Annotated in this window: 22 protein-coding genes; 14 read left to right on the top strand and 8 right to left on the bottom strand. The window is 39.3% G+C overall.

Annotated elements, in window-relative coordinates; all coding sequences use genetic code 11:
- Nucleotides 1-52: 52 nt before the first annotated feature.
- From AC2IP4_RS12040 to tldD, 13 genes are all read left to right on the top strand, one after another.
- Nucleotides 53-649 (top strand): prepilin-type N-terminal cleavage/methylation domain-containing protein, encoded by a 597-nt coding sequence (locus AC2IP4_RS12040; protein WP_486306980.1) that lies wholly within the window; start codon nucleotides 53-55, stop codon nucleotides 647-649.
- Nucleotides 646-1,236 carry a type IV pilus modification PilV family protein gene (locus AC2IP4_RS12035; protein WP_486310311.1) on the top strand — a complete coding sequence of 197 codons (591 nt, stop codon included), beginning with the start codon at nucleotides 646-648 and terminating at the stop codon, nucleotides 1,234-1,236. Before AC2IP4_RS12040 ends, AC2IP4_RS12035 begins: the two co-directional genes overlap by 4 nt.
- Nucleotides 1,236-1,991, top strand: coding sequence for a PulJ/GspJ family protein (locus AC2IP4_RS12030; RefSeq protein WP_375321727.1), 756 nt, complete (start codon nucleotides 1,236-1,238; stop codon nucleotides 1,989-1,991). The genes AC2IP4_RS12035 and AC2IP4_RS12030 overlap by 1 nt, the downstream gene beginning before the upstream one ends.
- Nucleotides 1,981-2,415 carry an MSHA biogenesis protein MshP gene (locus AC2IP4_RS12025; RefSeq protein ID WP_375321728.1) on the top strand — a complete coding sequence of 145 codons (435 nt, stop codon included), beginning with the start codon at nucleotides 1,981-1,983 and terminating at the stop codon, nucleotides 2,413-2,415. The genes AC2IP4_RS12030 and AC2IP4_RS12025 overlap by 11 nt, the downstream gene beginning before the upstream one ends.
- The gene (locus AC2IP4_RS12020) at nucleotides 2,415-6,278 is read left to right on the top strand and encodes a DUF6701 domain-containing protein (protein WP_486310310.1); all 3,864 of its coding nucleotides are present in this window, start codon (nucleotides 2,415-2,417) and stop codon (nucleotides 6,276-6,278) included. The genes AC2IP4_RS12025 and AC2IP4_RS12020 overlap by 1 nt, the downstream gene beginning before the upstream one ends.
- 122 nt (nucleotides 6,279-6,400) lie before the next feature.
- Nucleotides 6,401-7,444 carry a rod shape-determining protein gene (locus tag AC2IP4_RS12015; protein WP_060992546.1) on the top strand — a complete coding sequence of 348 codons (1,044 nt, stop codon included), beginning with the start codon at nucleotides 6,401-6,403 and terminating at the stop codon, nucleotides 7,442-7,444.
- A gap of 23 nt (nucleotides 7,445-7,467) precedes the next feature.
- Nucleotides 7,468-8,325 carry a rod shape-determining protein MreC gene (gene mreC / locus AC2IP4_RS12010; RefSeq protein ID WP_375321730.1) on the top strand — a complete coding sequence of 286 codons (858 nt, stop codon included), beginning with the start codon at nucleotides 7,468-7,470 and terminating at the stop codon, nucleotides 8,323-8,325.
- Nucleotides 8,315-8,806, top strand: coding sequence for a rod shape-determining protein MreD (gene mreD, locus AC2IP4_RS12005; protein ID WP_105053952.1), 492 nt, complete (start codon nucleotides 8,315-8,317; stop codon nucleotides 8,804-8,806). The genes mreC and mreD overlap by 11 nt, the downstream gene beginning before the upstream one ends.
- A gap of 9 nt (nucleotides 8,807-8,815) precedes the next feature.
- A complete protein-coding gene (locus AC2IP4_RS12000) occupies nucleotides 8,816-9,391 on the top strand; it encodes a Maf family protein (RefSeq protein ID WP_375321731.1) in 576 nt (191 codons plus the stop codon).
- Nucleotides 9,392-9,409: 18 nt separating this feature from the next.
- On the top strand, nucleotides 9,410-10,879 hold the full coding sequence (rng, locus tag AC2IP4_RS11995) for a ribonuclease G (RefSeq protein ID WP_105053954.1): 1,470 nt from the start codon (nucleotides 9,410-9,412) through the stop codon (nucleotides 10,877-10,879).
- 13 nt (nucleotides 10,880-10,892) lie between these two features.
- A complete protein-coding gene (locus AC2IP4_RS11990; protein WP_375321732.1) occupies nucleotides 10,893-14,759 on the top strand; it encodes a YhdP family protein in 3,867 nt (1,288 codons plus the stop codon).
- Nucleotides 14,760-14,801: 42 nt separating this feature from the next.
- The gene (locus tag AC2IP4_RS11985; RefSeq protein ID WP_105053956.1) at nucleotides 14,802-15,620 is read left to right on the top strand and encodes a carbon-nitrogen hydrolase family protein; all 819 of its coding nucleotides are present in this window, start codon (nucleotides 14,802-14,804) and stop codon (nucleotides 15,618-15,620) included.
- Between the two features lie 112 nt (nucleotides 15,621-15,732).
- Nucleotides 15,733-17,178, top strand: coding sequence for a metalloprotease TldD (tldD, locus tag AC2IP4_RS11980; protein WP_486310309.1), 1,446 nt, complete (start codon nucleotides 15,733-15,735; stop codon nucleotides 17,176-17,178).
- 85 nt (nucleotides 17,179-17,263) lie between these two features.
- Here the strand turns inward: tldD and yjgA are convergent, their stop codons facing one another.
- A complete protein-coding gene (gene yjgA, locus AC2IP4_RS11975) occupies nucleotides 17,264-17,794 on the bottom strand; it encodes a ribosome biogenesis factor YjgA (protein ID WP_486306981.1) in 531 nt (176 codons plus the stop codon).
- A 118-nt stretch (nucleotides 17,795-17,912) separates the two neighbouring features.
- On the opposite strand from yjgA, the gene pmbA reads away from it, so the two are divergent.
- Nucleotides 17,913-19,256 carry a metalloprotease PmbA gene (pmbA, locus tag AC2IP4_RS11970; protein WP_375322841.1) on the top strand — a complete coding sequence of 448 codons (1,344 nt, stop codon included), beginning with the start codon at nucleotides 17,913-17,915 and terminating at the stop codon, nucleotides 19,254-19,256.
- A gap of 95 nt (nucleotides 19,257-19,351) precedes the next feature.
- Here pmbA and mgtE read toward each other — a convergent pair whose 3' ends face one another.
- The 7 genes from mgtE to lptB all read right to left on the bottom strand — a co-directional run bounded on the left by mgtE (nucleotide 19,352) and on the right by lptB (nucleotide 24,985).
- Nucleotides 19,352-20,707, bottom strand: a complete 1,356-nt coding sequence (mgtE, locus tag AC2IP4_RS11965) for a magnesium transporter (RefSeq protein WP_375321736.1) — start codon at nucleotides 20,705-20,707, stop codon at nucleotides 19,352-19,354.
- Between the two features lie 150 nt (nucleotides 20,708-20,857).
- Entirely contained in the window at nucleotides 20,858-21,136 is a 279-nt protein-coding gene (locus tag AC2IP4_RS11960; RefSeq protein ID WP_486306982.1) for an HPr family phosphocarrier protein, read from the bottom strand.
- Nucleotides 21,137-21,139: 3 nt separating this feature from the next.
- Nucleotides 21,140-21,994: an RNase adapter RapZ gene (gene rapZ, locus AC2IP4_RS11955; RefSeq protein ID WP_105053961.1), complete on the bottom strand. Its 855-nt coding sequence runs from the start codon at nucleotides 21,992-21,994 to the stop codon at nucleotides 21,140-21,142.
- 21 nt (nucleotides 21,995-22,015) lie between these two features.
- Nucleotides 22,016-22,459 carry a PTS IIA-like nitrogen regulatory protein PtsN gene (gene ptsN, locus AC2IP4_RS11950; protein WP_060992534.1) on the bottom strand — a complete coding sequence of 148 codons (444 nt, stop codon included), beginning with the start codon at nucleotides 22,457-22,459 and terminating at the stop codon, nucleotides 22,016-22,018.
- Between the two features lies 1 nt (nucleotide 22,460).
- Nucleotides 22,461-22,748, bottom strand: a complete 288-nt coding sequence (gene hpf / locus AC2IP4_RS11945; RefSeq protein ID WP_060992533.1) for a ribosome hibernation promoting factor — start codon at nucleotides 22,746-22,748, stop codon at nucleotides 22,461-22,463.
- A 19-nt stretch (nucleotides 22,749-22,767) separates the two neighbouring features.
- Nucleotides 22,768-24,195, bottom strand: coding sequence for an RNA polymerase factor sigma-54 (locus AC2IP4_RS11940; RefSeq protein WP_486310764.1), 1,428 nt, complete (start codon nucleotides 24,193-24,195; stop codon nucleotides 22,768-22,770).
- A 64-nt stretch (nucleotides 24,196-24,259) separates the two neighbouring features.
- Complete coding sequence (lptB, locus tag AC2IP4_RS11935) at nucleotides 24,260-24,985, bottom strand: LPS export ABC transporter ATP-binding protein (RefSeq protein WP_060992531.1); 726 nt, start codon at nucleotides 24,983-24,985, stop codon at nucleotides 24,260-24,262.

Raw genomic sequence — 24,985 nt, 5'->3', positions numbered from 1 at the left:
GCTATCCTTATAAATTCCGTTATCCTAGTAACAGGAGACAATAAGGTAACGGATGATGATTTTTCCCCTCGTAGTATCCCTACAAAAAAAAACAATAAAAACAAAAGGTTTCACATTAGTTGAATTGATTGTTGTGATCGTTATTCTAGCGATTATTGCTATTTACACCTCTAGTAAATACATGGGGGCGAGTCGCTTTTCTGCAGCAGCAACTCAAGAGCAGGTTGTATCCATCTTGCGTCAAGTCCAGATTGCTGCAATGCAAACTAATACCCCCGATAATAGCGATTCTTGTCGCTCAATTTTAATGATAACGAGTAAGTTTGGTGTCTCTCAATCTTGTCAAAGCCAAGGCATGTCCAGTGCGGTACTTTCTGATTATTCTAAAGATACGGATCAGCAACAATTAGAGTTAATCAAACTAAGTTACGCTTTTAACTCTGGGAGTGGAGCTGTTTCTGAGTTGTCATTTGATTTACTTGGTAGACCAATAACAGCAGTGACGTCTTCTGCTACCTCTTCACTTTGTATAAGTAACGACTGTCGTATTACCATAACAACACCTTCTTCAAATGAAAGCCGTTCTGTATGTATTAATAGTGAAGGATTTATCTATCGTTCAACTCAAGATATAGGGTGCCAAATATGAGGTTGAAACCTACCTATCAGCAAGGGCTAACCTTAATAGAATCAATCGTCGGTATTATGATTCTAGGCTTTGCATTATCAGTATTGATTTCTGGTGTGTTTACCTCTTCAGCTACATCCCATAAAGCAACTTATCAAGCACAAGCTGCTGCGCTTGGGCACTCAGTGATGACGGATATATTAAGTCGTCAATTCGATCAACATAGCGATCCTAATGGTGGCCAATATCGTTGTGGAGAAGTGCACTCTGGAATGATGATTCCGAGTTGTACTTTGGTGAAGAATTTGGGACGAGATGGAGCAGCAGAAAATAGCGCTATCACGTTTAATGATGTGGATGATTTTATTGGTTGCTGGGGAGTGTTATCTGAATGTTCATCAAATACTTTACCGTCATATCAATTAAACCAATTAATAGATACATCAAGTGCGGATGAATATAAGCATTTTACCGTAGAAATTAATGTTATGTATGCAGATATAGATGCTCAGAATACTGCTATTACGCAATATAAAAAAATAATTATCACGCTTTATGCAAGCCAATATGCCAAATATACCTTTAGTGCTTACAGAGGTAATTATTAATGACGAAATTAAGTGGATTTACCTTAATTGAATTGATTTTAACGGTTGTAGTGGTTGGCATTGTGGCTTTGGCTGCGAGCAATACGCTTCAGCTCGGATTTCAAAGTTATAACGACAGCATTGATCGTCAAGATAATCAAATGCAGGCAAAATTTCTGATTGAGAAATTGAGCCGTGAATTACGTCATGCCGTGCCTAATAGTATTGAAGTTTCAAGCTCCCAAGAGTGTGTTAGCTTTATTCCTGTAGAGGCGAGAGCCTTTTATTTAGAACTACCACTATTTAATGAAAAGCAAATTGATACGGTTCTACTTTCTAATAAGGCCAGTGTGATTGCAGGCTTAAACCTTACCATTAATCCAAGCAATCAAAATGAGTTGATTGAAATTAACGGTAGTCGATATGTTGCTATTGATTCGGTTACTGTTTCTGGTGGCGTTTCTACGATTAATTTTTCTACCAATAACAACCCCGCATTTACTTCTAACTCGGTATCTGGACGTGCTTTTATTTATAAACCTGAAGTCATTAGTTACTGTATTGTTCCCGGAAAAGTGAATCGAACGATTACAAACACACAGACCAAATTAAGTGTTGCTAATCAGTTGGCTAATCACATTAATAGCGGTAAATTCATTTTTGAGCAGGCGTCAATACACCGAAATAGTATGGTCAGAATGGTGTTAGCGTTTGAAAATGATCTAGGTGAAACAACCCAATATCAACATGATGTGCAGGTGATTAATGTTCCATAATCAAACAAAGCAAAAAGGTAACCTGTTAATCATGTCGATTGTCGTTATGGTTGTTATCGGCTATTTATCATTAAATTTATTGAAGGTCGAAACCAGTAATTCAGATACGGTTTCAAAGGAAGTGTTAGGAACACAAGCTTGGTTTTTAGCACACTCAGGTGCTGAATGGGGTTTGGTTCAGTTATTTCCTTTAGGGCAATCAGGTGTTGACGATGCTATTTGTGATGGGATTGAGCGTAATCCGAATATGGCTTTGGCAAATAGTGGATGCAGTCATAACCCTAGTGTGGTGTGTGAAAGGAGTGAAGTTTCTTATCATGATGAAATTATTCAATATTTTAAAATAAAGAGCACGGCTATTTGTGGCTCTGGAGCAAATAAAATGACGCGAGTGCAAGAAGTATGGGCGAAGGAGATAAATTGATGGCTATTGTGGTTTATATAAAACGGTTACTACAGTTAAGTTTTCTTTTTATTGTTTTTATTTCTCATGCAAGCGCAAATAATAATTTTGAGTTTGGAGTACTGAATAATCAAAATTGTATAGAACAAAGTTGTACTATTACATTCGAGAATACTTATACATCCCCATTAGTTTTTTTATTCTCTTCTTTTGATACTGCTAATTATACGACCGATGTGTCGTCTACATTATTTCTTGAAAGTGTTTCTTCAACTAATGCGACGATACGTCAAAAAACTCGGGTGTATGAACAATCTGAACAAATTCAAATGTTGTCAATTCAATATGTAGTGGTTGAGGAAGGGAAGATTGTATTAGATCCAACACAGCCTACTATGTTGGCTGAAGCTGGGGTTATTTCTGGCGTCGCTTATATTGGAAAAAAAGTAAAGCACAAGCATAAGAAGTGGTTAAATGTTGATTTTAAATTACCTTTTTCAAGGCCTCCAATAGTCTTTACTCAGGTTCAAGGGTTATCTCAAACTAATGTATGGGCAACCACTTCAAATAGATATGTATCCCCTCAAAATTTTGAAACAACTCTCGAATTAGGGCGTTCTTCTATTATGCCTGCGAATGATAAACCAGAAAAAATAGCCTATTTAGCGATTCAAGACTTTAGTGGAATTACGGATCGCGGGACTTCGTTTGTTGTTGGGAAAAAGGAGAATGTTAACCAAAAGAAACGTAAAGGCGATGACGTTGGAGCCTTGAATACATTGGCACGCTCTTGTCTGAATAATATAATTTCATTACCACCGTCATTTGACTCTAACTATACCGTATTAATATCGAAGCAAACACGTCAAGGTGCGGATGGTGGTTGGCTACGTTTATGCGAAGGCCAACAGAATAATGAATTATCATTTATGCTTGATGAAGATCATATTACTCGAGAGCATGGTGCTTTAGAGACTGTTGGTTATTTGGTTTTTGAAAATAAAAATGATCTATTTGATATGTGTGAATATTTTCCATCAGCGGCTCAAACTTGGTTTGATGGTGGAGGAATAGAAACACAATTAATTGTTGATGGGGAAAAGGGACAAAACCGTTCGTATATTGAAACCCCTAACCGTACGGTTGGTTTTCCTTCTGGCTCTATGAATCTAAAATCAGGAAATACCTGTGAGGATAGCGATGGAAGTAGCGGTGATTGTATTGCAGAACCTTCTTTAATTGTACCTCACTTATCAGTAACTACAGAGTTTACTGGGGTCGACGGGTCTATAAACGGATTAAGTGATATCACAATTAGTCCAGGTCATTACACCGCGATAAATCTGATGGGGGGGAATGCTGTTGATTATATTCAAGTAGTTATTGAGCCTGGGATCTATTGGGTAAATCAATTTAGTGCAACAGGATTCGCTGAAATTCATTTTTCTAATATAGAAAAAACAATTATTCATGTTCAAAATTGGAATGATCCAGGCAATGTTATTTATAATCATGAGGCGAAACCTGATAACTTATTAATTGCAGCCCATGGAGTAAATGCCAATATACTTATGGCCGGGTCTAATTTATTAAAAGCGCATTTATATAGTGAAGGTAATATAGCCTTAAATGGTCGTGTTTCTGTATATGGAGCGGTAACTGCTAAAACCCTTAAATTATTCTCTAATTCACGCATTATTGGACAAAGTGAATGCTTTGACCCTCCTAAAAACTATACTTTAAAAGTCACTCCACAAATTGATTACAGTTTAACCTGTGAACGTATTCCTGTGAAATTTACCGTTGAAGATGATAATGGCCCTGTTCTCGGATTTAATAAGTTTTTTTCTGCAGTGATTAATACTAAAGATAATGGCTCTGCATGTTGGTCAGAATCTCCAGATAAATCAGTTGCTGCTGATTGCTCAATTACAGGTTCAACGTTCGTAGATGGTGAAAAAACACTGTACTTAGATAGCTCCGATTTGGATATTTTTGATGTTACTGCTTCTAGTGATAATCTGAACGAGACAGAGAAAGAACACTTTGAATTTGTGCCATTTAAATTTGATGTTAATACGATTAAAGCTATTGCAAATAAATCGCAGAGTTTTGATATCAATGTATTGGCTTGTAATGACGGATCTCCTGATATTGTTCAAGACTATAATGGTAATAAACAATTAGAGGTATCGCCGTATATTTTAGATTCTCCTAATTCATATGATGGAATAAGAACAGATTTAGAGTTGGCTAGTCTGATAAATCCAAATCAAATTGGACTTACTTTTAATCAAGGCATAGCGACAACTAATTTAACTTATGGAGAAGCTGGTTCACTCCACTTTGCATTGAGTGATCCTAGCTTTATTTGCCCTCCTAATTTTGATTGTAATGATTACCCTATTGATTCAGGCTTGTTATCAACAATTGTAAATGTTGAATCTAGACCATGGAAGCTTGCAGTTTGTAGTGATGTTGCAGCAGATGGTAACAGTTCGAATGGCCCTGCTTTTGTTGCAGCAGCTGAAGCATTTTCTCTTAAAGTTAAACCAGTTCAATATAGCAGTAGCCCTAATTCTGATTTATGTGAGTTGCCAGTAACGCAAAATTTCTTTAAGCCATCGGCTCCTCAGGCGTTAATTACGGCACTAGATCCGACGTTAAATACTCCGCAATCAAGCATAGGAGGAGCGTTAGGTACTTTATCTCCGTTGCTTTCTTTTTCTAATAATATTTATGCAGGCAGTAACTCAACTAGTCATTATCTATTTGAAAACATGACTTATGATGAGGTTGGTAGTATTCAATTTAACGTAGAGGCTTCAAGTGTTGGTTTTTATGATGGTATTCAAGGTGGTATAGATAAGGGCTATAAACCAGTAGGTCGCTTCTATCCTGCTTATTTTTCCATTACAAATACATTATGGGATTACCCTGAAAATCAAGGATCTTCAGAAGGGACTTATTCCTATATGGCACAACCTTTTGATGACGTAAACTTTGAAGTAACAGCTTATTCTTATAATGATTCAATCGTCGCTAACTATGGGTTGTTTGATACAAACTTAAAAGCCAGTTTCTTATTAACCGGTGGCTATAATAGTCGGTTGAATATTGCGTCTTCTGATTTAGATAATACTCATTGGAGTAATAATGCGACTTGGGAGACGTCAGATCTTTCAAATAGTGTCATTTGGTCAAGAAAAAGTGCATCAATGTTGGCTGGTAATGTAATAACAACGGCTGATGGTCCATTTAATGAGGGAGGGGATTCGATAACGACTGCGTTGAGCTTAGCAATAAGTGGAGTTGATCCTGTTTCTTTTGATAAAAATCAAGAAGCAGTGTTGGAACAAGAATTGTTATCTCAACCGAGTACTCGATACGGCCGAATGGTACTAGATAGTGTTGGAACGGCTGTAGGTCAACGTGTGATTATCCCACTCCGAGTTGAGTTCTGGAATGGGAGTCGATTTGTTGTTAGTAAAACAGACGAGAACTCTCATTTTGATGGCGCAAAACATGATAAACAAATTATATGGTCAGATCCTACGAATTCGAGTGCATCTAAGTTAACTGGGAGTGGGGTTGTCGTTAATGGTGTTAATACGGCTTCTCTGATTGCTGAGCCAGACAGCAGTAATTTACGTGAACAAGTACGCTTCTGGTTATGTCTAGACCCTGAATCGGTACAAAAAGATGATCCTAATATGAACTGTCAGAATGCTTCGTGGTCGAATGACGAACAACCTTGGTTGCAATACAATTGGCGAGGCCAAGGCGATGAAGATCCATCAACTGTGGTTACCTTTGGTATTTACCGTGGAAATGATCGCATCATATTTCGCGGCGAAAGTAACATAATTGGTACTTCTAACTAAAATATTAATAAAAATCCTGATTTGCTTCAGGATTCTGTAGCAATGCCTTGCTGATTAGGCTAGGCATTGGTACATTTAGATATATTTATCTTATTATCACGCTTTCAGGAAATACGAAGATTATGTTCAAGAAACTTCGTGGCATGTTTTCAAACGATCTATCGATTGATCTAGGTACTGCCAACACACTTATTTATGTAAAAGGTCAAGGCATCGTTCTTGATGAACCGTCAGTAGTTGCTATTCGTCAAGACCGTAATGGCTCAACGAAAAGTGTTGCTGCTGTTGGTCATGATGCGAAGCAAATGCTAGGTCGTACTCCTGGTAATATTTCTGCTATCCGTCCAATGAAAGATGGCGTTATCGCTGACTTCTATGTGACAGAGAAAATGCTTCAGCACTTCATCAAACAAGTGCATGACAACAGTGTTTTACGTCCAAGCCCACGCGTATTAGTGTGTGTTCCTTGTGGTTCTACACAAGTTGAGCGCCGTGCAATTCGTGAATCAGCACAAGGCGCTGGTGCTCGTGAAGTGTACCTAATCGATGAGCCAATGGCTGCTGCGATTGGTGCGGGTCTTCCTGTATCAGAAGCAACTGGTTCAATGGTTATTGATATAGGTGGCGGTACAACAGAAGTTGCCGTTATCTCACTAAATGGTGTGGTTTACTCTTCATCTGTACGTATTGGTGGTGACCGTTTTGATGAAGCGATCATCAACTACGTACGTCGTAACTATGGCAGCCTAATCGGTGAAGCTACGGCTGAGCGCATTAAGCACGAAATCGGTTCAGCTTACCCTGGCGATGACGTATGCGAAATTGAAGTTCGTGGTCGTAACCTTGCAGAAGGTGTACCTCGTAGCTTTACGCTTAACTCAAATGAAATCTTAGAAGCACTTCAAGAGCCTCTATCAGGTATCGTATCTGCAGTTATGGTAGCACTAGAACAATGTCCACCAGAACTTGCTTCTGATATTTCAGAGCATGGTATGGTATTGACTGGTGGTGGTGCACTTTTACGTGATTTAGACCGTCTTCTTACTGAAGAAACGGGTATCCCTGTCGTTGTTGCCGAAGAACCACTTACGTGTGTTGCTCGTGGCGGCGGTAAAGCATTAGAAATGATCGACATGCATGGTGGCGATCTCTTTAGTGAAGAGTAATAACAACTAACGGGTGAGTGGATATGACTCCAATCTTTGATAGAGGTCCTTCTCTACAGTTTCGCCTGTTTATTGCTGTAATGGTATCGGCTAGCCTCATGCTAGCCGATAGTCGTTTAAATGCGTTTTCCGACATTCGTTATTTATTAAATAGTTTTGTTTCTCCGATTCATTATGCGGCAAATCTTCCTCGTACTATGTTTGATGGCATGTATGACAGGTTTAATAGCCGTAATACTCTCATGTTTGAAAATCAAAAGCTTAAGCAAGAGATGTTTGTGCAGAACAGCAATTTATTGTTGATGGAACAACTCAAGCAAGAAAACAGTCGATTACGCGATCTACTTGGTTCACCGTTTATTCGAGATGAGAAAAAAATGGTAACTGAGGTGATGGCGGTAGATTCAGCTCCTTATACACATCAAGTTATGATCGATAAAGGCCAAGTTGATGGTGTTTATGAAGGTCAGCCGGTGATCAGTGATAAAGGTATTGTTGGGCAAATTAACTACGTTGGTGCTCACAATAGTCGAGTTTTATTACTAACCGATCCAAATAATGCCATTCCTGTGCAGGTTGTTAGAAACGATATTCGAGTGATTGCTTCTGGTAAAGGCCACTTAGATACTATGCAACTAGAGCATATACCGACAAATACTGATATTGAAGTTGGAGACTTACTTGTGAGCTCTGGTTTAGGTGGACGTTACCCTGAAGGTTACCCTGTCGGCTATGTTTCTATGGTTGATAATGATAATAAGCGTCCCTTTGCTTCAATTGATTTAGAAACTTCGGTTGAATTTGATAAGTTACGTTACCTATTATTAGTATGGCCAACAGGAACAGAAGTGAGTACAGAGGAGATGGCAAATGAGCAGTAGTCACTTAATGCGCGGTAGAATCATTATTTGGCTTTCTTTTTTAATTGCCTTAACTTTACAAGCAGCACCATGGCCTGGAGCGTTAGAAGTCCTCCGACCGTCTTGGATTATTCTCGTTACCTTTTATTGGGTACTTGCATTACCTCATCGAGTTAATGTCGGAACAGCAATGCTACTGGGTATTCTTTGGGACCTTCTATTGGGGACCACTCTGGGTATTCGTGGTATGACTATGGCAATTTTAGTTTATCTTGTGGCCGCTAATTTTAAGGTATTGAGAAACTTAGCATTATGGCAACAAGCTGCTATTTTTTCAGGATTAACCTTATTAGGTAAACTTTTAGAGTTTATGGGTGAATTTTTAGTTCATGATGTGTCTTTCAACGCACACTTCTTATGGGCTGGCGTGTTAAACTTTATTTTATGGCCTTGGTTATTTTTGTTAATGCGTAGAGTTCGCCGTCATTGGTCAATTCGATAAGGAAATGTAATGACTACTCAAGTATTCTTAGCTTCAGGATCTCCACGAAGAAAAGAACTATTAGCTCAATTGGGCTATCAATTTGAGATCTTGTCTGTTGATGTTGCAGAGGTGCATCAAGCACATGAAACGCCTCTTATGTACGTCGAGCGATTATCACAAGATAAAGCGCAAGCAGGTGTGAAAGCCATAGAACAAATAGAAAATAAGAATATCCCAGTGCTGGGCTCTGATACCATCGTTGTTATTGATGGTGTTATTCTAGAAAAACCTAAAGATTTTGAAGATGCTAAGAGAATGCTCTTAGCTTTGTCTGGTCGTCAACATCAAGTAATGACAGCCGTTACATTAGCAACACCTGAAAAAAAAAGAACCAAAACAGTAATAACACAGGTGTGGTTTAGAACACTTTCAATACAAGAAATAGAACAATATTGGGAAAGTGGAGAGCCTTGCGATAAAGCAGGTTCATACGGTATTCAAGGTAGTGGTGGGCGATTTATCTCGCGTATTGATGGCAGTTATCACGCTGTCATGGGACTGCCTTTGATGGAAACAGATCAGCTCTTACACCAATTTTTGTAAAATTAGTGAGGTGCTCCAATGAGTACAGAGTTGTTAATAAACGTAACTCCGAGCGAAACTCGAGTTGCAATGATTGAGGCCGGAGTGCTTCAAGAGATTCATGTTGAAAGAGAAGCAAGACGCGGTATTGTGGGTAATATATACAAAGGTCGAGTAAGCCGTGTATTACCGGGGATGCAAGCAGCGTTTATAGATATCGGTTTGGATAAAGCCGCATTTCTGCACGCCTCAGATATTGTTCCTCATACCGAGTGCGTATCTGAAAATGAAAAACGTCAATTTCAAGTAAGAGATATTTCTCAATTAGTACACCAAGGGCAAGATTTGGTAGTGCAAGTTGTTAAAGATCCTCTTGGAACTAAAGGTGCTCGTTTAACGACAGACATTACTCTTCCTTCTCGCTATTTAGTGTTTATGCCAGGCGCAAGTCATGTTGGTGTATCTCAACGAATTGAAAGTGAGAAAGAACGCAATCGTTTAAAAAATACGGTTTCTGATTATTGCGATGAATTCGGTGGCTTTATTATTCGAACTGCAGCAGAAGGCGCAAGTGAAGCTGAAATCTCACAAGATGCGGCTTTTTTAAAGCGTTTATGGCATAAGGTTATTGAGCGTCGTAAAAAGAGCAAAACGAAATCAATGTTGTATGGTGAGCTAGGTTTAGACCAACGCATCTTACGTGATTTCGTGGGCACTGAACTTGATTTAATTCGTGTTGACTCAAAGCTGGCGTTTGAGAAATTAAAAGAATTTACCTCTGAGTTTGTTCCAGAGTTAACCAAAAAACTTGAGTATTATTCTGGCGACAAGCCTATCTTTGATATGTACGAAACGGAAAATGAAATCCAGCGTGCACTTGATCGTAAGGTAGAATTAAAGTCAGGTGGATATTTGATTATTGATCAAACTGAAGCCATGACTACGGTTGATATCAATACAGGTGCTTTTGTTGGACGTCGTAACTTAGAAGAGACGATTTTCAATACTAACATCGAAGCAACTCAGGCTATTGCTCGTCAACTTCGCTTACGAAATCTTGGTGGTATTATTATTATCGACTTTATCGATATGATGAGTGAAGAGCATCGCCGTAGAGTATTACAAGTGTTAGGCTCTGTATTAGAGAAAGACAGAGTTAAAACCAACGTAAATGGCTTTACGCAGCTTGGCCTTGTTGAGATGACCCGTAAACGTACTCGTGAAAGTATTGAGCATGTATTATGTGGCCAATGCCCAACATGCGAAGGACGTGGCGCTGTTAAGACCGTAGAAAGTGTATGCTATGAGATCTTACGTGAAATTACTCGAGTAAACAGAGCGTATGATTCAGATAAATTTGTAGTTTATGCTTCTGTCGCTGTCGCTGATGCCCTAGAAGGGGAAGAGTCCCATGCACTTGCTGAACTCGAACTATTTATAGGTAAACAGGTTAAAATTCAAGCGGAACCTCTTTATATTCAAGAGCAGTTTGATGTCGTAATGATGTAGAGAATAAAAATACGTGACCACTAAGTTAATTCGTTTTGAACGTTGCTTGATGGGATTATTGCTGCTGGTATTCTTACTGGCAGCATTAGTCATTACAAGCCTACGTCTACTTCTTCCTTCACTTAATCAATATCAACCTGAAGTTGAAGCTTTTCTTTCCAAAAGTACCGGTTTTTCAATCTCTATTGGTGAGCTTGATGGTCGTTGGAGAAACACTAATCCCTCATTGAATCTTAAAAAACTGACAGCAGTAGATCCTATCTCTGGAGATGAAATCATCTCTGTTAAGGAGGTTGAGATCCAACTGAATATTCTTTCTTCTCTGTGGGCTCTGCAGCCTCAATTTGCTGACCTACGTATTGATAAGTTAGTTGCTGATTTGACGTCATTAGGTAATGACTCTAAAGAAGCAGAAGATGCGAAGAAACCAAGTAAAAAAAGTAATGACGAGTCTTTGGCAAAGCGTCTTGAAGATTTGTTTTTAGTGAGATTAAATCACTTTTCATTAAAAGATTCTCAAGTAACTCTTGTTGCATTGGATGGTAATGATAAAACACTTCAAATAGATTCACTTCAGTGGCGAAATGAAAACAGAAGACATCTTGCAGAAGGCGTTGTAAGCATTCTTGGCAGTGAGATTAATCAGCTCAAAGTCATTGCCAATTTCAAAGAGAAAGGCACATTTAAAAGCTTGGATGGGAATTTCTACGTCGAGGCCAAAAATATTCAAGTCACTCCGTGGATAACTGATGATATCCAAAAAGAATATGGAGTAACTCAAGGTGAAGTTTCAGCGAATGCTTGGTTGTCATTTAAAGATGGCCAACCAATTGATGCGCTTGTTGAGGCATCGCCATCTTATATTAACTGGCTTGAAGGTAAAGAAGTACATCAAGCAAGTGTTGAGACTGGGGTATTTGAACTTCAGCCTAATAAAGATGGTTGGAAAGTATTAGCTTCTGACATTCGAATTAAGAATCAAAATGATATGTGGCCACAGGTTTCAGGAAGTTTTACATGGCAGCCTGATAAGTGGGTATTAAATCTGGCGCATATTGATCTTCATAGCGCATTAGACTTGAAAACGTTATTGCCGGCTTCTCAAGATAATATTACAGACCTTCTAACAACTCTTGATCCCAAAGGAAGTATTAACGATATTCGTATTGAGTATGATCACTTCACAGGGTTGAATTATTCAGCATCAATTCATGCTGCAGGAATGAAGCAGTGGGAGCTACTCCCAGGCTTTCATAAATTAGATATTTTAGTTGCAGGTGATGAAGAAAAGGGCAAAGCAACATTATCACTAGTGGATGATACCCTGCCTTATGGTGATGTATTCCAAGCGCCATTAAATATTAAACAAGGTAATGTAACCGCCTACTGGGAAGTCAATGATAACGGGTGGCGCTTATGGTCTGATTACATCAAAGTATCAACGCCAGATCTGCAAGCTAAAGGTGAGTTTCGTTTAGATTTTCCAAAAGACAAGCCATCAGTACTCTCTTTTTATGCTGAAGCCGATGCATTTCATGCAGATCAAACTTGGCGTTATTTACCTACCTTAGCATTAGGGCAAGATTTAACGGATTATTTATCTGCAGCCGTACAAGGTGGTAGTGCAAAAACCGTTCAACTGCTTTGGTATGGTGAAGTCGCTGATTTCCCTTACACCAAATACGATGGCATATTTCAAGTTAAAGTCGGTTTAAAAGATGCTCAGTTCTCGTTTGATACTGCGTGGCCGCCATTAACCGATCTTCAATTGGATTTAATGTTCCAAAACGCTTCTATGTTCTTAAGCTCACATTCAGCCGATCTTATGGATGTACACGCGACCCGTGTTACTGGGCGTATTGCTAACTTATCGGAAGATGGAAAGTTAACTATTCGTGCAACCGCTAATGGTTCAGGTAAAGCCGTTCGTGAATATATGACAGCAACGCCATTAGTTGATTCTGTTGGTGCAGCATTAAACAGTATTCAAGTAGATAATCGTGTTGATGCGTTATTACGTCTTGATATCCCATTTAATGGAGATGATGTCCGTGCATGGGGTTACGCTGATCTTGCAAATAATCATATCGAATTGCAGTCTCCTAATATAGTTCTCACTAATGCAAAAGGTCGAATTGAGTTTGATAATGATGTAGTTAAAGCATCAAGTATTAAAGCGTCGTTATTAGGGCAGCCAATATCCCTTTCTTTTAACGGTGAAGCACAATCTGATTTTTATAGTGTGAATATTGAAACGAAAGGTCAGTGGAAAGTTTCACTGCTTAAAGACTATATTGATTCGCCAGTGATGGATAAAGTTGATGGTATATCGGTATGGAGCTCAACCATAAATTTACAGGTTGCAGATATTGGCTTCACTTATCAACTTGGCGTCGACGCGGCATTAAATGAGGTCAGTTCAACGTTGCCTTATCCATTGGCGTTGAATAAAGGGAACGGAGAAACAGCATTATTACAGGTTTCTGGGAATTCAGAAAAACTCTCGGGGCGTTTAACGTTACCAGATGCGAAATACCAGACAGAAATTAATATCACAAAAGAAACGCCAGTCATTACAGCCAGTCATGTCGTTGTTGGACGTGGTAATTTTAGAGTGAGCCCTATTGTTGGGCAATCTGCCTCTATTAATACTAAATTTTTTGATGCTGATGCTTGGTTATCTGAGCCTATTTTAAATAAAGAAAAGTTAAGTTCTAAAAAGGCGTCAATGAGTCACTTTCCAGTCATTCCAATACCAACTCGTATTGATGCAAATATTAAGTCTTTACATTTAGCTTCGTTAGATTGGAATGATGTAGATATCAATGCACGTAAAAAATCGCAAGGTTGGTATGCTCAAGTTAATAGTCAAGAGGTTGATGGAAAGGCAAGTTTGAAAGAAACTGGGGAACTATTGGTTCAATTGGATAATCTTCATATTTTTATTCCAAGCTTAGATGAGCCTGAGAACCAAAAGCGACTAAACCAAGCAAAAGCTCATGAACCGATTATTTCTGAGTTTGATCGTCATTTCTTCCGTTTGATGCCGAACTTAGAGTTAACGATTAAAGATACATGGGTACAAGGTTATAAGTTAGGTAAGCTTGATACCAAGTTGCATAAGAAAGGGAAAACTTTTTACCTTGATAAGCTCAAAATCACCAGTGGTGAAAATAAATTAGCGATGTCAGGTGACTGGCTATTAAATAAAGATAAGAGTCTCTCTTCTTTTAAAATGAAAGCATCAGGAGAAAATAATTCCGAATTACTTGCGCGTTTTGGTATCAGCTCTGGTATCCAAAAAGCAACATACAGTATGGATGCGGATCTGAAATGGAAAGGGGCACCTTGGAGCATTCAAGTTGATACACTTTCAGGAGATCTTTCCTCGACCTTGGGTGAAGGTGTAATTACTGATGTTAAAGGAGCGGCACGTTTTCTTGGCCTATTTAGTATCGATTCTATCATTCGTAAGATGAAACTCGATTTTAGAGATGTTTTTGATGATGGTATGGCATTCAACTCGATTACTGGCAGTGGGAAGATGAGGGATGGTATTTTTGTCAGTAATAATTTGCTTATGGATGCGGTTGCTGGCGAGATGACAATTAAAGGCAAGGCTGATCTCAATACTCGTTTAGTGGATGCAGAGGTGAGTTTTACACCTGATTTAACTTCTGGTATTCCAATTCTTACTGCTTTTGCTGTTGCCCCACAGACTGCAATAATTGTACTTGCTGTTACGACGGCGATAGCGCCTGTTATTGATGTTATTACGCAGGTGAACTACAAAGTTGAAGGCCCATTAGAGTCACCAGCAGTAAAAGAACTATCTCGTAGTCAAGGTGAATACCAACTACCAGAAAAAACGGATAATTAATGCAATATAGAGTTTCAACAAAGTCAATAATAAGGATGTATGATGAGAAAGGTTGGTGTTATTCAAATGAATTCAGGTGTAAACCCTGAAGATAATATTAAACAACTTAATCTCAAGCTAAAAGGATTACGTCAGCAAGGCGCTAAGCTGGCTTTAACCCCTGAAAACAGTATCGTTTTTGGACAGAAAGAAGATTATGAACGACATGCAGAATTCCTTGGGGAGGGAGAGCTACAAGAGAGGTTATCTGGGTTGGCAAAGCAATACCAGATTTGGCTTGTCGTTGGCTCTTTTCCAATAAGAAACCCTAATGAAAGTTTATCGTCAACGTGTTTAGTTTATAACGATGTCGGAGAGCTTGTAGAGCATTATCATAAATTACATATGTTTGATGTTGACGTTGAAGATGGGCACCAAAGCTATCGTGAGTCTGATACATTTACAGCAGGTAATGACATTAAAGTTGTTGATACACCCGTTGGGAAACTAGGATTATCTATTTGCTACGATGTTCGTTTTCCTCAACTGTACAGTGAACTTCGTCGACAAGGTGCAGAAATTATTGCCGTTCCAGCTGCATTCACTAAGGTAACGGGATATGCCCATTGGGATATTTTATTGCGTTCAAGAGCGATTGAAACTCAATGTTGGTTATTAGCCGCTGGTCAATGGGGCTCTCATGGTGCTGGTCGAGAAACGTGGGGGCATTCAATGATCGTTGACCCATGGGGAAATAAAGCGGCCCTGCAACAAGAGGGCACGGGTGTCATTATCGCTGATGTTGATTTATCACAGTTAGGGTCTATCCGTAAAAAAATGCCTGTAGAAAAACATGCAAGATTAAATTGCCAGTTAAACTAAACTCGGTGTGTATACGGTTTATTAAAGAAAAGAGTGAGTTTCACTATAAAATACACTCTTTTTTATTCATAATCAGATCCTAGATCTTAAATTCTTAACAAGAGTACCTCGAATGAGTTTGCAAGAAGTAGAACAATCCTTATTGAGTCAAGCAGGGATCGGTCAGCAGGAACTGTCTCAGACCTTGAGCACCATTGCAAAAAGAGACGTAGACTATGCTGATATCTACTTTCAGTCTTGCTGGCATGAATCGTTAGTACTTGAAGATAGTATTATTAAAGATGGGTCTTTTAATATTGATCGTGGTGTTGGTATTCGTGCTGTTGCTGGTGAGAAAACAGGTTTTGCTTATTCTGATCAAATTAATCTTGAAGCATTAACTCAAAGCGCAAAAGCGGCTCGTGGTATTGTTCAACAAGGTGGTGAAGGCAAAGTAAAAGCATTTTCATCTCAAGCCATCCCTCAATTCTATGCACCTATCAATCCTCTTAATAGTTTAGATAAACAACAAAAAATAGCATTACTTGAAGAAGTTGATGCTTATATCCGAGCAAAAGAGCCACTAGTTCAAGAAGTTTCGGTAAGTATTAGCGGAGTTTACGAACAAATGTTGGTTGCTGCACTTGATGGAACTTATGCTGCTGATGTGCGTCCATTGGTTCGTTTGTCGATTAGTGTATTAGTTCAACGTGGTGATAAACGTGAACGTGGTAGTGCTGGTGGTGGTGGTCGTTATGGTTACGATTATTTTCTAACTGAAGTGAATGGTAAATCCATTGCTCTTGAGTTTGCAGATGAAGCTATTCGTCAGGCCTTAGTTAATTTAGATGCGGATGCTGCTCCGGCAGGAATGATGCCCGTAGTCCTTGGTTCTGGTTGGCCTGGTGTTTTATTACACGAAGCGGTTGGTCATGGACTTGAAGGTGACTTCAATCGTAAAGGGTCTTCAGTATTCTCTGGAAAGATCGGAGAAAAAGTAACGTCTTCGGTATGTACTATTGTCGATGATGGGACAATAGTTGATCGTCGTGGCTCATTAAACGTTGATGATGAAGGCGTTGCTGGTCAATACAATACATTAATCGAAAATGGTGTATTGAAGGGGTATATGCAAGATAAGTTAAACGCTCGTTTAATGGGAGTTGCACCGACGGGTAATGGCCGTCGTGAGTCTTATGCTCATTTGCCAATGCCTCGTATGACTAACACTTATATGCTGCCTGGCGAACATACGCCTGAAGAAATTATTTCAACAGTTAAAAAAGGTATCTATGCGCCAAACTTCGGTGGTGGTCAAGTGGATATTACTTCTGGTAAGTTCGTGTTCTCTGCATCAGAGGCTTATCTAATTGAAGATGGTAAAATTACTCGCCCAGTAAAAGGAGCAACTTTGATTGGCTCAGGTATGGAAGCAATGCAGCAAATTTCGATGGTTGGTAATGATTTATCATTAGATCGTGGTGTTGGTGTTTGTGGTAAAGCTGGTCAAAGTGTTCCTGTCGGTGTTGGTCAACCAACATTGAAATTAGATGCATTAACCGTTGGTGGTACTGAGTAACTCTACTCGTTACAACCTAGGTATATAAAAAAGAGCCAAGTATCATTTGATGCTTGGCTCTTTTTTTATGAACGAAAAAGAAGGTTTATAAGTCTTCTTCTAAGTACAAGTCTTTTAAAATTTGGAAAATCTCACGGAATGCCTTTGGTGGCTTATTCGATGCTTTTTCTTTTTTAGCTTGACGAGCAAGCTGACGGAAGCGTTGGCGATCCGCTTCAGGGTATTTCACCATCACTTCTTCAATCACAACATCTGGAGTTTCAATCATACGGTCACGTAAGATTTCTAACTTATGAAGTGCGATAGTCGCTTGTGAGTGCTTATTACGAACTTTATCCAAAGCCAATTGAATTGGTTCTGGATCTTCAAGACGCATTAGCTTGCCAATGTATTGTAATTGGCGACGTTTTGCTTCGTTCTTAAAACGTTGCGCATCAGAAATAGCTACTTGCAGAGTTTCTGATAGTGGAAATTTAGCAAGAACTGCTGGCTTCAAGCCAACTAACTCTTCGCCTAATTTTTGTAGATCTTCCATGTCGTTTTTCATCTCGGTTCTACTTACCCAGATGATCTCTTCTTCTTCTTCCCAAGGAGCTTTTTGATTTTTACGTGCCATGATCTTCATTCTTTAATGGGTGATTCTCTCTATTTTAGCAAGATAAATGGATAATTGGGCGCAAATTTATCACATAGAGTGTTATTCTAGTAAAAATGTATATATTCAGTCAGATGTTATGGATGCAAAAGCCCAAATGATGAATCAAAAAATAGAACTTGAAGCTGCAGTAGCCAAGGCGTTAGAAATGGCTACACAACACGCGAGTGCTGCAGAAGTCGCAATCACAAAAACAACTGGTATCAGTGTCTCTACTTTAATGGGAGAGGTTGAAAACGTTGAATTTAATCGTGATGGCGCGTTAGGCATTACTGTTTATCGAGGCCACCGAAAAGGCAGTGCATCGACATCTGATTTAAGTGATAAGGCGATTCAGCAGACCGTTGCTGCGGCTTTAGATATCGCGAATTATACTTCTGAAGACCCATTTTCTGGACCTGCGCCAAAAGAATTAATGGCGAAAAAAATTCCTGATTTAGATTTGTTTCATCCTGATGAGCCAGAGCCTGACTATGCAGCACAAAAAGCGATTGAAGCTGAACAGGCGGCATTAGAGTATCACTCGTCGATTAAACAGAGTGATGGTGCAAGCTATGACAGTCATTATGGCATTAAAGTTTATGGTAATAGTCACGGCATGTTAGCAAGCTACCCATCAAGCCGTCACAGCATCAGTTGTAGTGTTATTGGCGTGGACAAAAATGGGGATATGGAGCGTGACTATAGCTATACCGTTGCTCGTCACCGTGATGATTTGTGGGATGCTAAGAAAGTTGGTTTAGATGCAGCTGAACGAACCGTAAGTCGTTTAGATGCTCAGAAACTAAATACAATGAGAGTACCTGTTATGTTTGCTTCTGATGTAGCAACTGGCTTGATGGGACACCTTGTGATGGCCATCAGTGGTGCGAACCTTTATCGTAAATCAACATTTATGCTTGAGAAGTTAAACGAAAAGATTTTACCTGAATGGTTTAATGTTAGCGAACGTCCACATATATTAAAAGGTTTAGCAAGTAGCCCATTTGATAGTGAAGGGCTATATACGCAAGATCGTGAAATTATTACTGATGGTGTGTTAGCTACATACTTATTAACAAGTTACGCTGCTCGTAAATTGAATATGACACCAACAGGTCATGCGGGTGGTATTCATAACTGGTTTGTAAAATCAACGGGTCAAAGTTTTGAGCAGATGCTAAAAACCATGGGTACAGGGCTTTTAGTTACTGAGCTTATGGGGCAGGGCGTAAATACGGTTACTGGTGATTATTCTCGTGGTGCCGCTGGTTTTTGGGTTGAAAATGGTGAGATCCAATACCCAGTATCAGAGATTACGATTGCAGGTAATTTAGCTGAGATGTACCAAAATATTATAGCAGTAGGTAATGATGTTGAAACGCGCTCACAAATTCAAACGGGTTCAATCTTGATTGAATCAATGAAGATTGCGGGTCAATAATATTTCCTTCGGTTAGACTAAGTTAAATCTAAGATAAAAAAGCGCACTGTCATTGAATGAGAGCGCGCTTTTTTGATTCTAGTATTAAAAAACAATTACATAAGAATGGTTGCTAGGCCAAGAAAAGCAGATAAACCGATAATATCTGTGATGGTTGTTAATGCCATTCCTCCCGCTAGTGCAGGATCAATATTCATTTTCTTTAGAAGGACAGGAATAGCAACACCTGCAATTCCGGCAACGGTTAAGTTAACGAGCATCGCTGCAGAAATGATAGCTCCAAGCATGATGTCGCCCTTCCACACCATGACGATACCGCCAATGATAGAAGCCCACAAAATACCATTAAGCAAGCCTATTCCTGCTTCTTTGAGCAATAACTCCTTCTGGTTACTGTCACCGATGTGGCCAACCGCTAAACCACGGATCACTAGAGCAACGGTTTGGTTACCGGCAACCCCACCCATTGAAGGGACAATCGTCATTAGTACGGCAATCGATGCCATTTGCGCCAATGTGGCTTCGAACATATTAGAAACCGATGCAGCAGCAAGAGCGGCTAATACATTCATGCCTAGCCATACACTACGACGTCGAGCTGATTTAACGACTGGTGCAAAAGTATCTTCTTCGTCATCCATACCAGCCATACTCATCATTGAGTGTTCGGCATCTTCACGAATAACATCGACCACATCATCGATGGTGATACGACCAAGCAGTAAGTGATTTTCATCAACTACAGGTGCAGAAACCCAGTTTCGACGTTCAAATAGATTGGCGACTTCACCATCGTCAGTATTTACTGGAATGGCTTCATCTGCATCATCCATGACTTCATTAACAAGAATGTCTGGTTGAGTAGTTAAAAGAGTCGCTAAAGATAAGTGGCCAATTAGGCGGCTCTCTTCGTCAAGAACATAAAGGGCATCTGTTGATTCTGGAAGATCGCCTTTCATACGTAAATAACGTAGAACTACATCTATTTCAACATCGGCTCGAATGGTGATGAAGTCGGTATTCATCATACCGCCAGCCGTATCTTCTGGGTAAGATAGCGCAGTTTCTACACGAAACCGGTCTACCGTGTCCATTTGGCTTAATACTTCACGAGAAACATCGTCAGGTAAGCTACGAAGAACGTAAGCGACATCATCTATCTCCATGCCTTCTGTTGCTTCTACAATGCTCTCAGGAGCCATTCTAGAGACAATACCGTCTTTTACATCTTCGGACAGTTCGTCAAGAATTTCACCGTAATCTTCAGGATCGGTTAGTTGCCATAATACATTACGGCTTTTTCTGGGTGATGCTTCTAATAGATGGGCAATATCCTCGGGTTCCATGTCTTGTAATAAACGTCGTACATGGACAAACATCCCACTATCAAGTGCATTAGATACTTCTTGAAGAGTTTGATGGGTTTGATCGAAATCTTGTGGTTCTTGCATGCTCTCCCCCATTTAATCGCTGTTCTAACTCGAATTATGAGTATAGACAATCTAGATTAGATAATGGGCTGAATAGTAACGTAATTTAGAGAGGACGATAAGTGAATTTTGTGAGGATTGAGTCAAACTATTGATGTTGTAAATAATAACTTATTCCTCTTCGTCAAAACCAGCTTCAATAAGTTCGCAAATGGCGTTCAATGCTTGTTCAGCGTCAGGGCCATCGGCTGAAACATCAACAAATTGTCCTTGTGCAGAATCAAGCATAAGTAACCCCATAACGCCATCGGCGGTGGCTTGTTTGTTCTCATCATTCGTTAATGTTATTACTGCATCAAAGCTTTGTGCCATCTCAACTAACTTGATAGCGGCTCTTGCGTGTAAACCAAGACGATTCTTGATTAAGAGGTGGCGAGATGAAATTGGCATAGATCAGTGTCTCTCTAGTGTTTTATGACGTATTTGGACTTGTTTCCCTTGTTCTTTAAAATACTGACCTAGTTGTTGAGTTATATAAACAGAGCGGTGCTGCCCACCAGTGCAACCGATAGCAACGGTTAAATAACTGCGATTATTTTTTTCTAATGCGGGTAGCCAAGTGGTTAGAAAACCTTGGATTTGTTCTTTTAATTGAATGACATCATCGTGTTTTTCTAAGTAGTCTGCGACTGGTTTATCTAAACCAGTCATTGGTCTTAGTCCCGGTTCCCAGTGCGGATTAGGTAAGAAACGAACATCAAATACATAATCAGCATCAGTGGGTAAACCGTGTTTAAATCCAAAAGACTCAAATACCATAACTAACTCTTTTGATTCTCGACCGAGAATTCTAGATCGTAAGGTTTCACTTAGATCATGAATTGATTTTGTTGTGGTATCGAGAACAAGATCGGCTTCTTCTTTAAAATCACTAAGAATGTTTTTCTCTAACTCAACGGCTTGCTCTAAAGAGCATTGCTCTCCAATAAGGGATAATGGATGTAAGCGGCGAGTTTCACTGTAGCGTTTTATTAGCTCTTTATCTTCGGCATCTAAAAATATGACAGTAACATCATGAGATTGTTTTAATTCAGCTAATGTATTTTTCAGTAATGACGGATCTTTAGGTAGGTTTCTAATATCAACACTTACAGCCACATTTTGGCTGCTGTGCTGAATTGACTCAACAAATTGTGAAAGAAGGTCAACAGGTAAATTATCAACACAATAATAGCCTAAATCTTCTAATACTCGCAGTGCAACAGATTTACCTGCGCCCGAGTTTCCACTAACTACCATGAGTTTCATTATGATGACCTTTGAATCGATTTAAGAAGTGAAAAGTTGATACAGTTCTTGATCAGTTTCGGCGTGACGAAGTTGACGTAAAACGTGTTTATCATTGAGTTTTTCAGCAACACTGGACAATGTTTTTAGGTGTAATTTACATTGTTCATCTGGCACAAGTAAGGCAAAAAGAATATCGACAGGACGATTGTCTATTGCATCAAACTCAATTGGTTCTTGGCATTGAAGTAATACTGCGACTGCGTTATCACAGTTAAAAATTCGACCGTGAGGAATAGCGATACCGTTGCCAATACCTGTACTTCCCATTTTTTCTCGGTTTAATAAACTTTCAAAAAGATCTTGAGGGTTTTGGTCTATATGAGGGGCTGCAATTTCACTGATAAGTTCTAATGCGCGTTTTTTGCTTGTACATTGGACTGCACTTTTAGTGCAATCCAATGAAAGAATGGTGCTTAATTGCATGTTAATGACTACTTAGTTTTTCTTTATGTTTATTGAGTTGGCGAACAAGTTTATCCACCAAACCATCAATAGCGGCATACATATCTTCTGCGTCAGAATGGGCGTGTATGTCACCTTGATTTACATGAAGTGTTGCTTCGGCCACATGCAGTACTTTTTCTAATTTTAATACCACATGCACATGATTTATATGTTCAAAAAAACGGTCTAATTTTTGGAATTTAGTTTCTACATATTCACGAAGGCTATCTGTTAGTTCGACGTTTTGACCTGCGATGTTTATTTGCATAACACTTCCTTTCTGTTAATTAGAGTAAACGTTTACGCTGATTTGATGGGGCAATCCCAAGTGATTCACGATATTTTGCAATGGTTCGTCGTGCTACTTGGATCCCTTGTTCAGCTAGTAAAGTAGCTATTTTACTATCACTTAATGGTTTGGCTTGATTTTCAGCTGCGACCAATTTTTTCACTAGTGCCCGAATCGCAGTTGATGAACATTCACCACCGTTATCCGTACTAACATGACTAGAGAAGAAATATTTTAATTCAAAAATACCACGAGGGGTATGCATGAATTTTTGTGTTGTTACGCGAGAAATTGTTGATTCGTGCATTTCAACATCCAAAGCGATGTCATTAAGCACCATTGGCTTCATCGCTTCAGCACCATATTCGAAGAAATCTTGCTGATGTTCAACTATACAACGTGCAACTTTGAGCAGCGTCTCGTTTCTGCTCTCTAAACTTTTAATTAACCATTTCGCTTCTTGCAAATTGGTTCGAATAAATTGTCCATCAGGACTATTACCCAATCCTTTACCTAATGCGGCATACTCGGCATTAACTTTTAATCGAGGGACGCTGTCTGGGTTAATTGTTACTACCCATTTTCCATTATGTTTAAATACTGAAACATCCGGAATTACGTATTCTGTATCTGTATCAATTACACGGTTACCTGGGCGAGGATCAAGCTTATGGATCAGCACCATTACTTGCTTTAAATCTTGCTCTTTAAGCTTAGTCTCTTTTGCCAGTTGTCGGTAGTCTCGATTACCTAATAAATTGATATGTTCTGTTAAAATAAGCTTTGTTTCAGGAAGCCAAGGTGTATCATGAGGATAGGTCGCGAGTTGTAATAGCAGACATTCAGCCAGATTGCGTGAAGCGACACCTAATGGATCAAATTGCTGAATTCGTTTTAGTACTGCTTCTACTTCATCAATCTCTACATCATCATTACCAACACTCTCGAGTACCTCATCAAGAGCAATTGTAAGGTAGCCATAGTCATCTAAAGACTCAATAATTGTAGTAGCAATAGTACGATCAATATCACTGAATGGCGTTAAATCAGCTTGCCACATTAGGTAATCTTGAAGGCTTTCTGTTGTTTCACCTTGATATAGCGGGGTATCATCGTCGATAGCTAATCCAGTGCTGCCACTGTTGGCGCTGTAAACGTCATCCCAGCTAGCATCCATTTCTAATTCTTCAGATATATTATTGCTCTCAATAACATCACTGCTGTCAGTTACAGGTGTTTCTTGTTCTGCTGTTGCTGTTTCTTTTTCAGGTGTCGGCTCTGGAGATAATAAACTTTCAGGCGTGCTCAATTGTTCTTCTTCAACATCAAGAAGAGGATTAGAGTCGAGAGCTTCTTGAATCTCTTGCTGCAGGTCAAGTGTCGATAACTGTAGTAATCGAATGGCTTGCTGCAACTGTGGAGTCATTGCAAGCTGTTGGCCCATTTTTAGCTGAAGAGATGCTTTCATTATTTAGCTATACCTTTATATATTACAACTTAAATTGATCACCAAGATAAACGCGTTTTACGTGTTCATCATTCAAGACGTGATCTGGAGTGCCGTTTGCAATCATATGACCCTGACTTACTATGTAAGCGTGTTCACATACATCAAGGGTTTCACGAACGTTATGGTCTGTAATTAACACACCTAAACCGCGATCTCTTAAATGTTGAATGATTTTTTTGATATCGATTACAGAAATAGGATCGACACCAGCAAAAGGTTCATCAAGTAGAATGAATTTTGGGTTTGCAGCCAGTGCACGCGCAATTTCTACTCGACGGCGTTCACCACCAGAAAGTGCCATACCATTACTGTTACGAATATGCTGGATATTAAATTCATCTAATAACTCTTCAAGCTTATCTAAACGTTCTGGTTTTGATAAATCTTTACGAGTTTGGAGCACTGCCATGATGTTATCAAAAACAGATAATTTTCTAAAAATAGAGGCTTCTTGTGGTAAATACCCAATCCCCATTTTTGAGCGGTTGTGCATTGGTTGCAGTGATATATCAACGCCATCGATAGTGATAGAGCCTTCATCACGAGAAACTAACCCTACGATCATGTAGAAAGAGGTTGTTTTACCAGCACCATTTGGTCCTAATAAACCAACAATTTTACCAGACTCAACGGTCAGGCTTACATCGGAAACCACTTTACGGCTACCGTATGTCTTTGCGAGATTTTTTGCTTCTAAAATGGCCAT

The sequence above is a fragment of the Aliivibrio thorii genome, assembly GCF_057368585.1.
This window is presented reverse-complemented; position numbering and strand designations above follow the sequence as displayed.

What these genes read in the sequence shown, in the direction of transcription:
- AC2IP4_RS12040 (WP_486306980.1), top strand. Translation starts at nt 53, where the DNA reads ATGATGATTTTTCCCCTCGTAGTATCCCTACAAAAAAAAACAATAAAA.
- AC2IP4_RS12035 (WP_486310311.1), top strand. Translation starts at nt 646, where the DNA reads ATGAGGTTGAAACCTACCTATCAGCAAGGGCTAACCTTAATAGAATCA.
- AC2IP4_RS12030 (WP_375321727.1), top strand. Translation starts at nt 1,236, where the DNA reads ATGACGAAATTAAGTGGATTTACCTTAATTGAATTGATTTTAACGGTT.
- AC2IP4_RS12025 (WP_375321728.1), top strand. Translation starts at nt 1,981, where the DNA reads ATGTTCCATAATCAAACAAAGCAAAAAGGTAACCTGTTAATCATGTCG.
- AC2IP4_RS12020 (WP_486310310.1), top strand. Translation starts at nt 2,415, where the DNA reads ATGGCTATTGTGGTTTATATAAAACGGTTACTACAGTTAAGTTTTCTT.
- AC2IP4_RS12015 (WP_060992546.1), top strand. Translation starts at nt 6,401, where the DNA reads ATGTTCAAGAAACTTCGTGGCATGTTTTCAAACGATCTATCGATTGAT.
- mreC (WP_375321730.1), top strand. Translation starts at nt 7,468, where the DNA reads ATGACTCCAATCTTTGATAGAGGTCCTTCTCTACAGTTTCGCCTGTTT.
- mreD (WP_105053952.1), top strand. Translation starts at nt 8,315, where the DNA reads ATGAGCAGTAGTCACTTAATGCGCGGTAGAATCATTATTTGGCTTTCT.
- AC2IP4_RS12000 (WP_375321731.1), top strand. Translation starts at nt 8,816, where the DNA reads ATGACTACTCAAGTATTCTTAGCTTCAGGATCTCCACGAAGAAAAGAA.
- rng (WP_105053954.1), top strand. Translation starts at nt 9,410, where the DNA reads ATGAGTACAGAGTTGTTAATAAACGTAACTCCGAGCGAAACTCGAGTT.
- AC2IP4_RS11985 (WP_105053956.1), top strand. Translation starts at nt 14,802, where the DNA reads ATGAGAAAGGTTGGTGTTATTCAAATGAATTCAGGTGTAAACCCTGAA.
- tldD (WP_486310309.1), top strand. Translation starts at nt 15,733, where the DNA reads ATGAGTTTGCAAGAAGTAGAACAATCCTTATTGAGTCAAGCAGGGATC.
- yjgA (WP_486306981.1), bottom strand. Translation starts at nt 17,794, where the DNA reads ATGGCACGTAAAAATCAAAAAGCTCCTTGGGAAGAAGAAGAAGAGATC.
- pmbA (WP_375322841.1), top strand. Translation starts at nt 17,913, where the DNA reads ATGGATGCAAAAGCCCAAATGATGAATCAAAAAATAGAACTTGAAGCT.
- mgtE (WP_375321736.1), bottom strand. Translation starts at nt 20,707, where the DNA reads ATGCAAGAACCACAAGATTTCGATCAAACCCATCAAACTCTTCAAGAA.
- AC2IP4_RS11960 (WP_486306982.1), bottom strand. Translation starts at nt 21,136, where the DNA reads ATGCCAATTTCATCTCGCCACCTCTTAATCAAGAATCGTCTTGGTTTA.
- rapZ (WP_105053961.1), bottom strand. Translation starts at nt 21,994, where the DNA reads ATGAAACTCATGGTAGTTAGTGGAAACTCGGGCGCAGGTAAATCTGTT.
- ptsN (WP_060992534.1), bottom strand. Translation starts at nt 22,459, where the DNA reads ATGCAATTAAGCACCATTCTTTCATTGGATTGCACTAAAAGTGCAGTC.
- hpf (WP_060992533.1), bottom strand. Translation starts at nt 22,748, where the DNA reads ATGCAAATAAACATCGCAGGTCAAAACGTCGAACTAACAGATAGCCTT.
- AC2IP4_RS11940 (WP_486310764.1), bottom strand. Translation starts at nt 24,195, where the DNA reads ATGACTCCACAGTTGCAGCAAGCCATTCGATTACTACAGTTATCGACA.
- lptB (WP_060992531.1), bottom strand. Translation starts at nt 24,985, where the DNA reads ATGGCCATTTTAGAAGCAAAAAATCTCGCAAAGACATACGGTAGCCGT.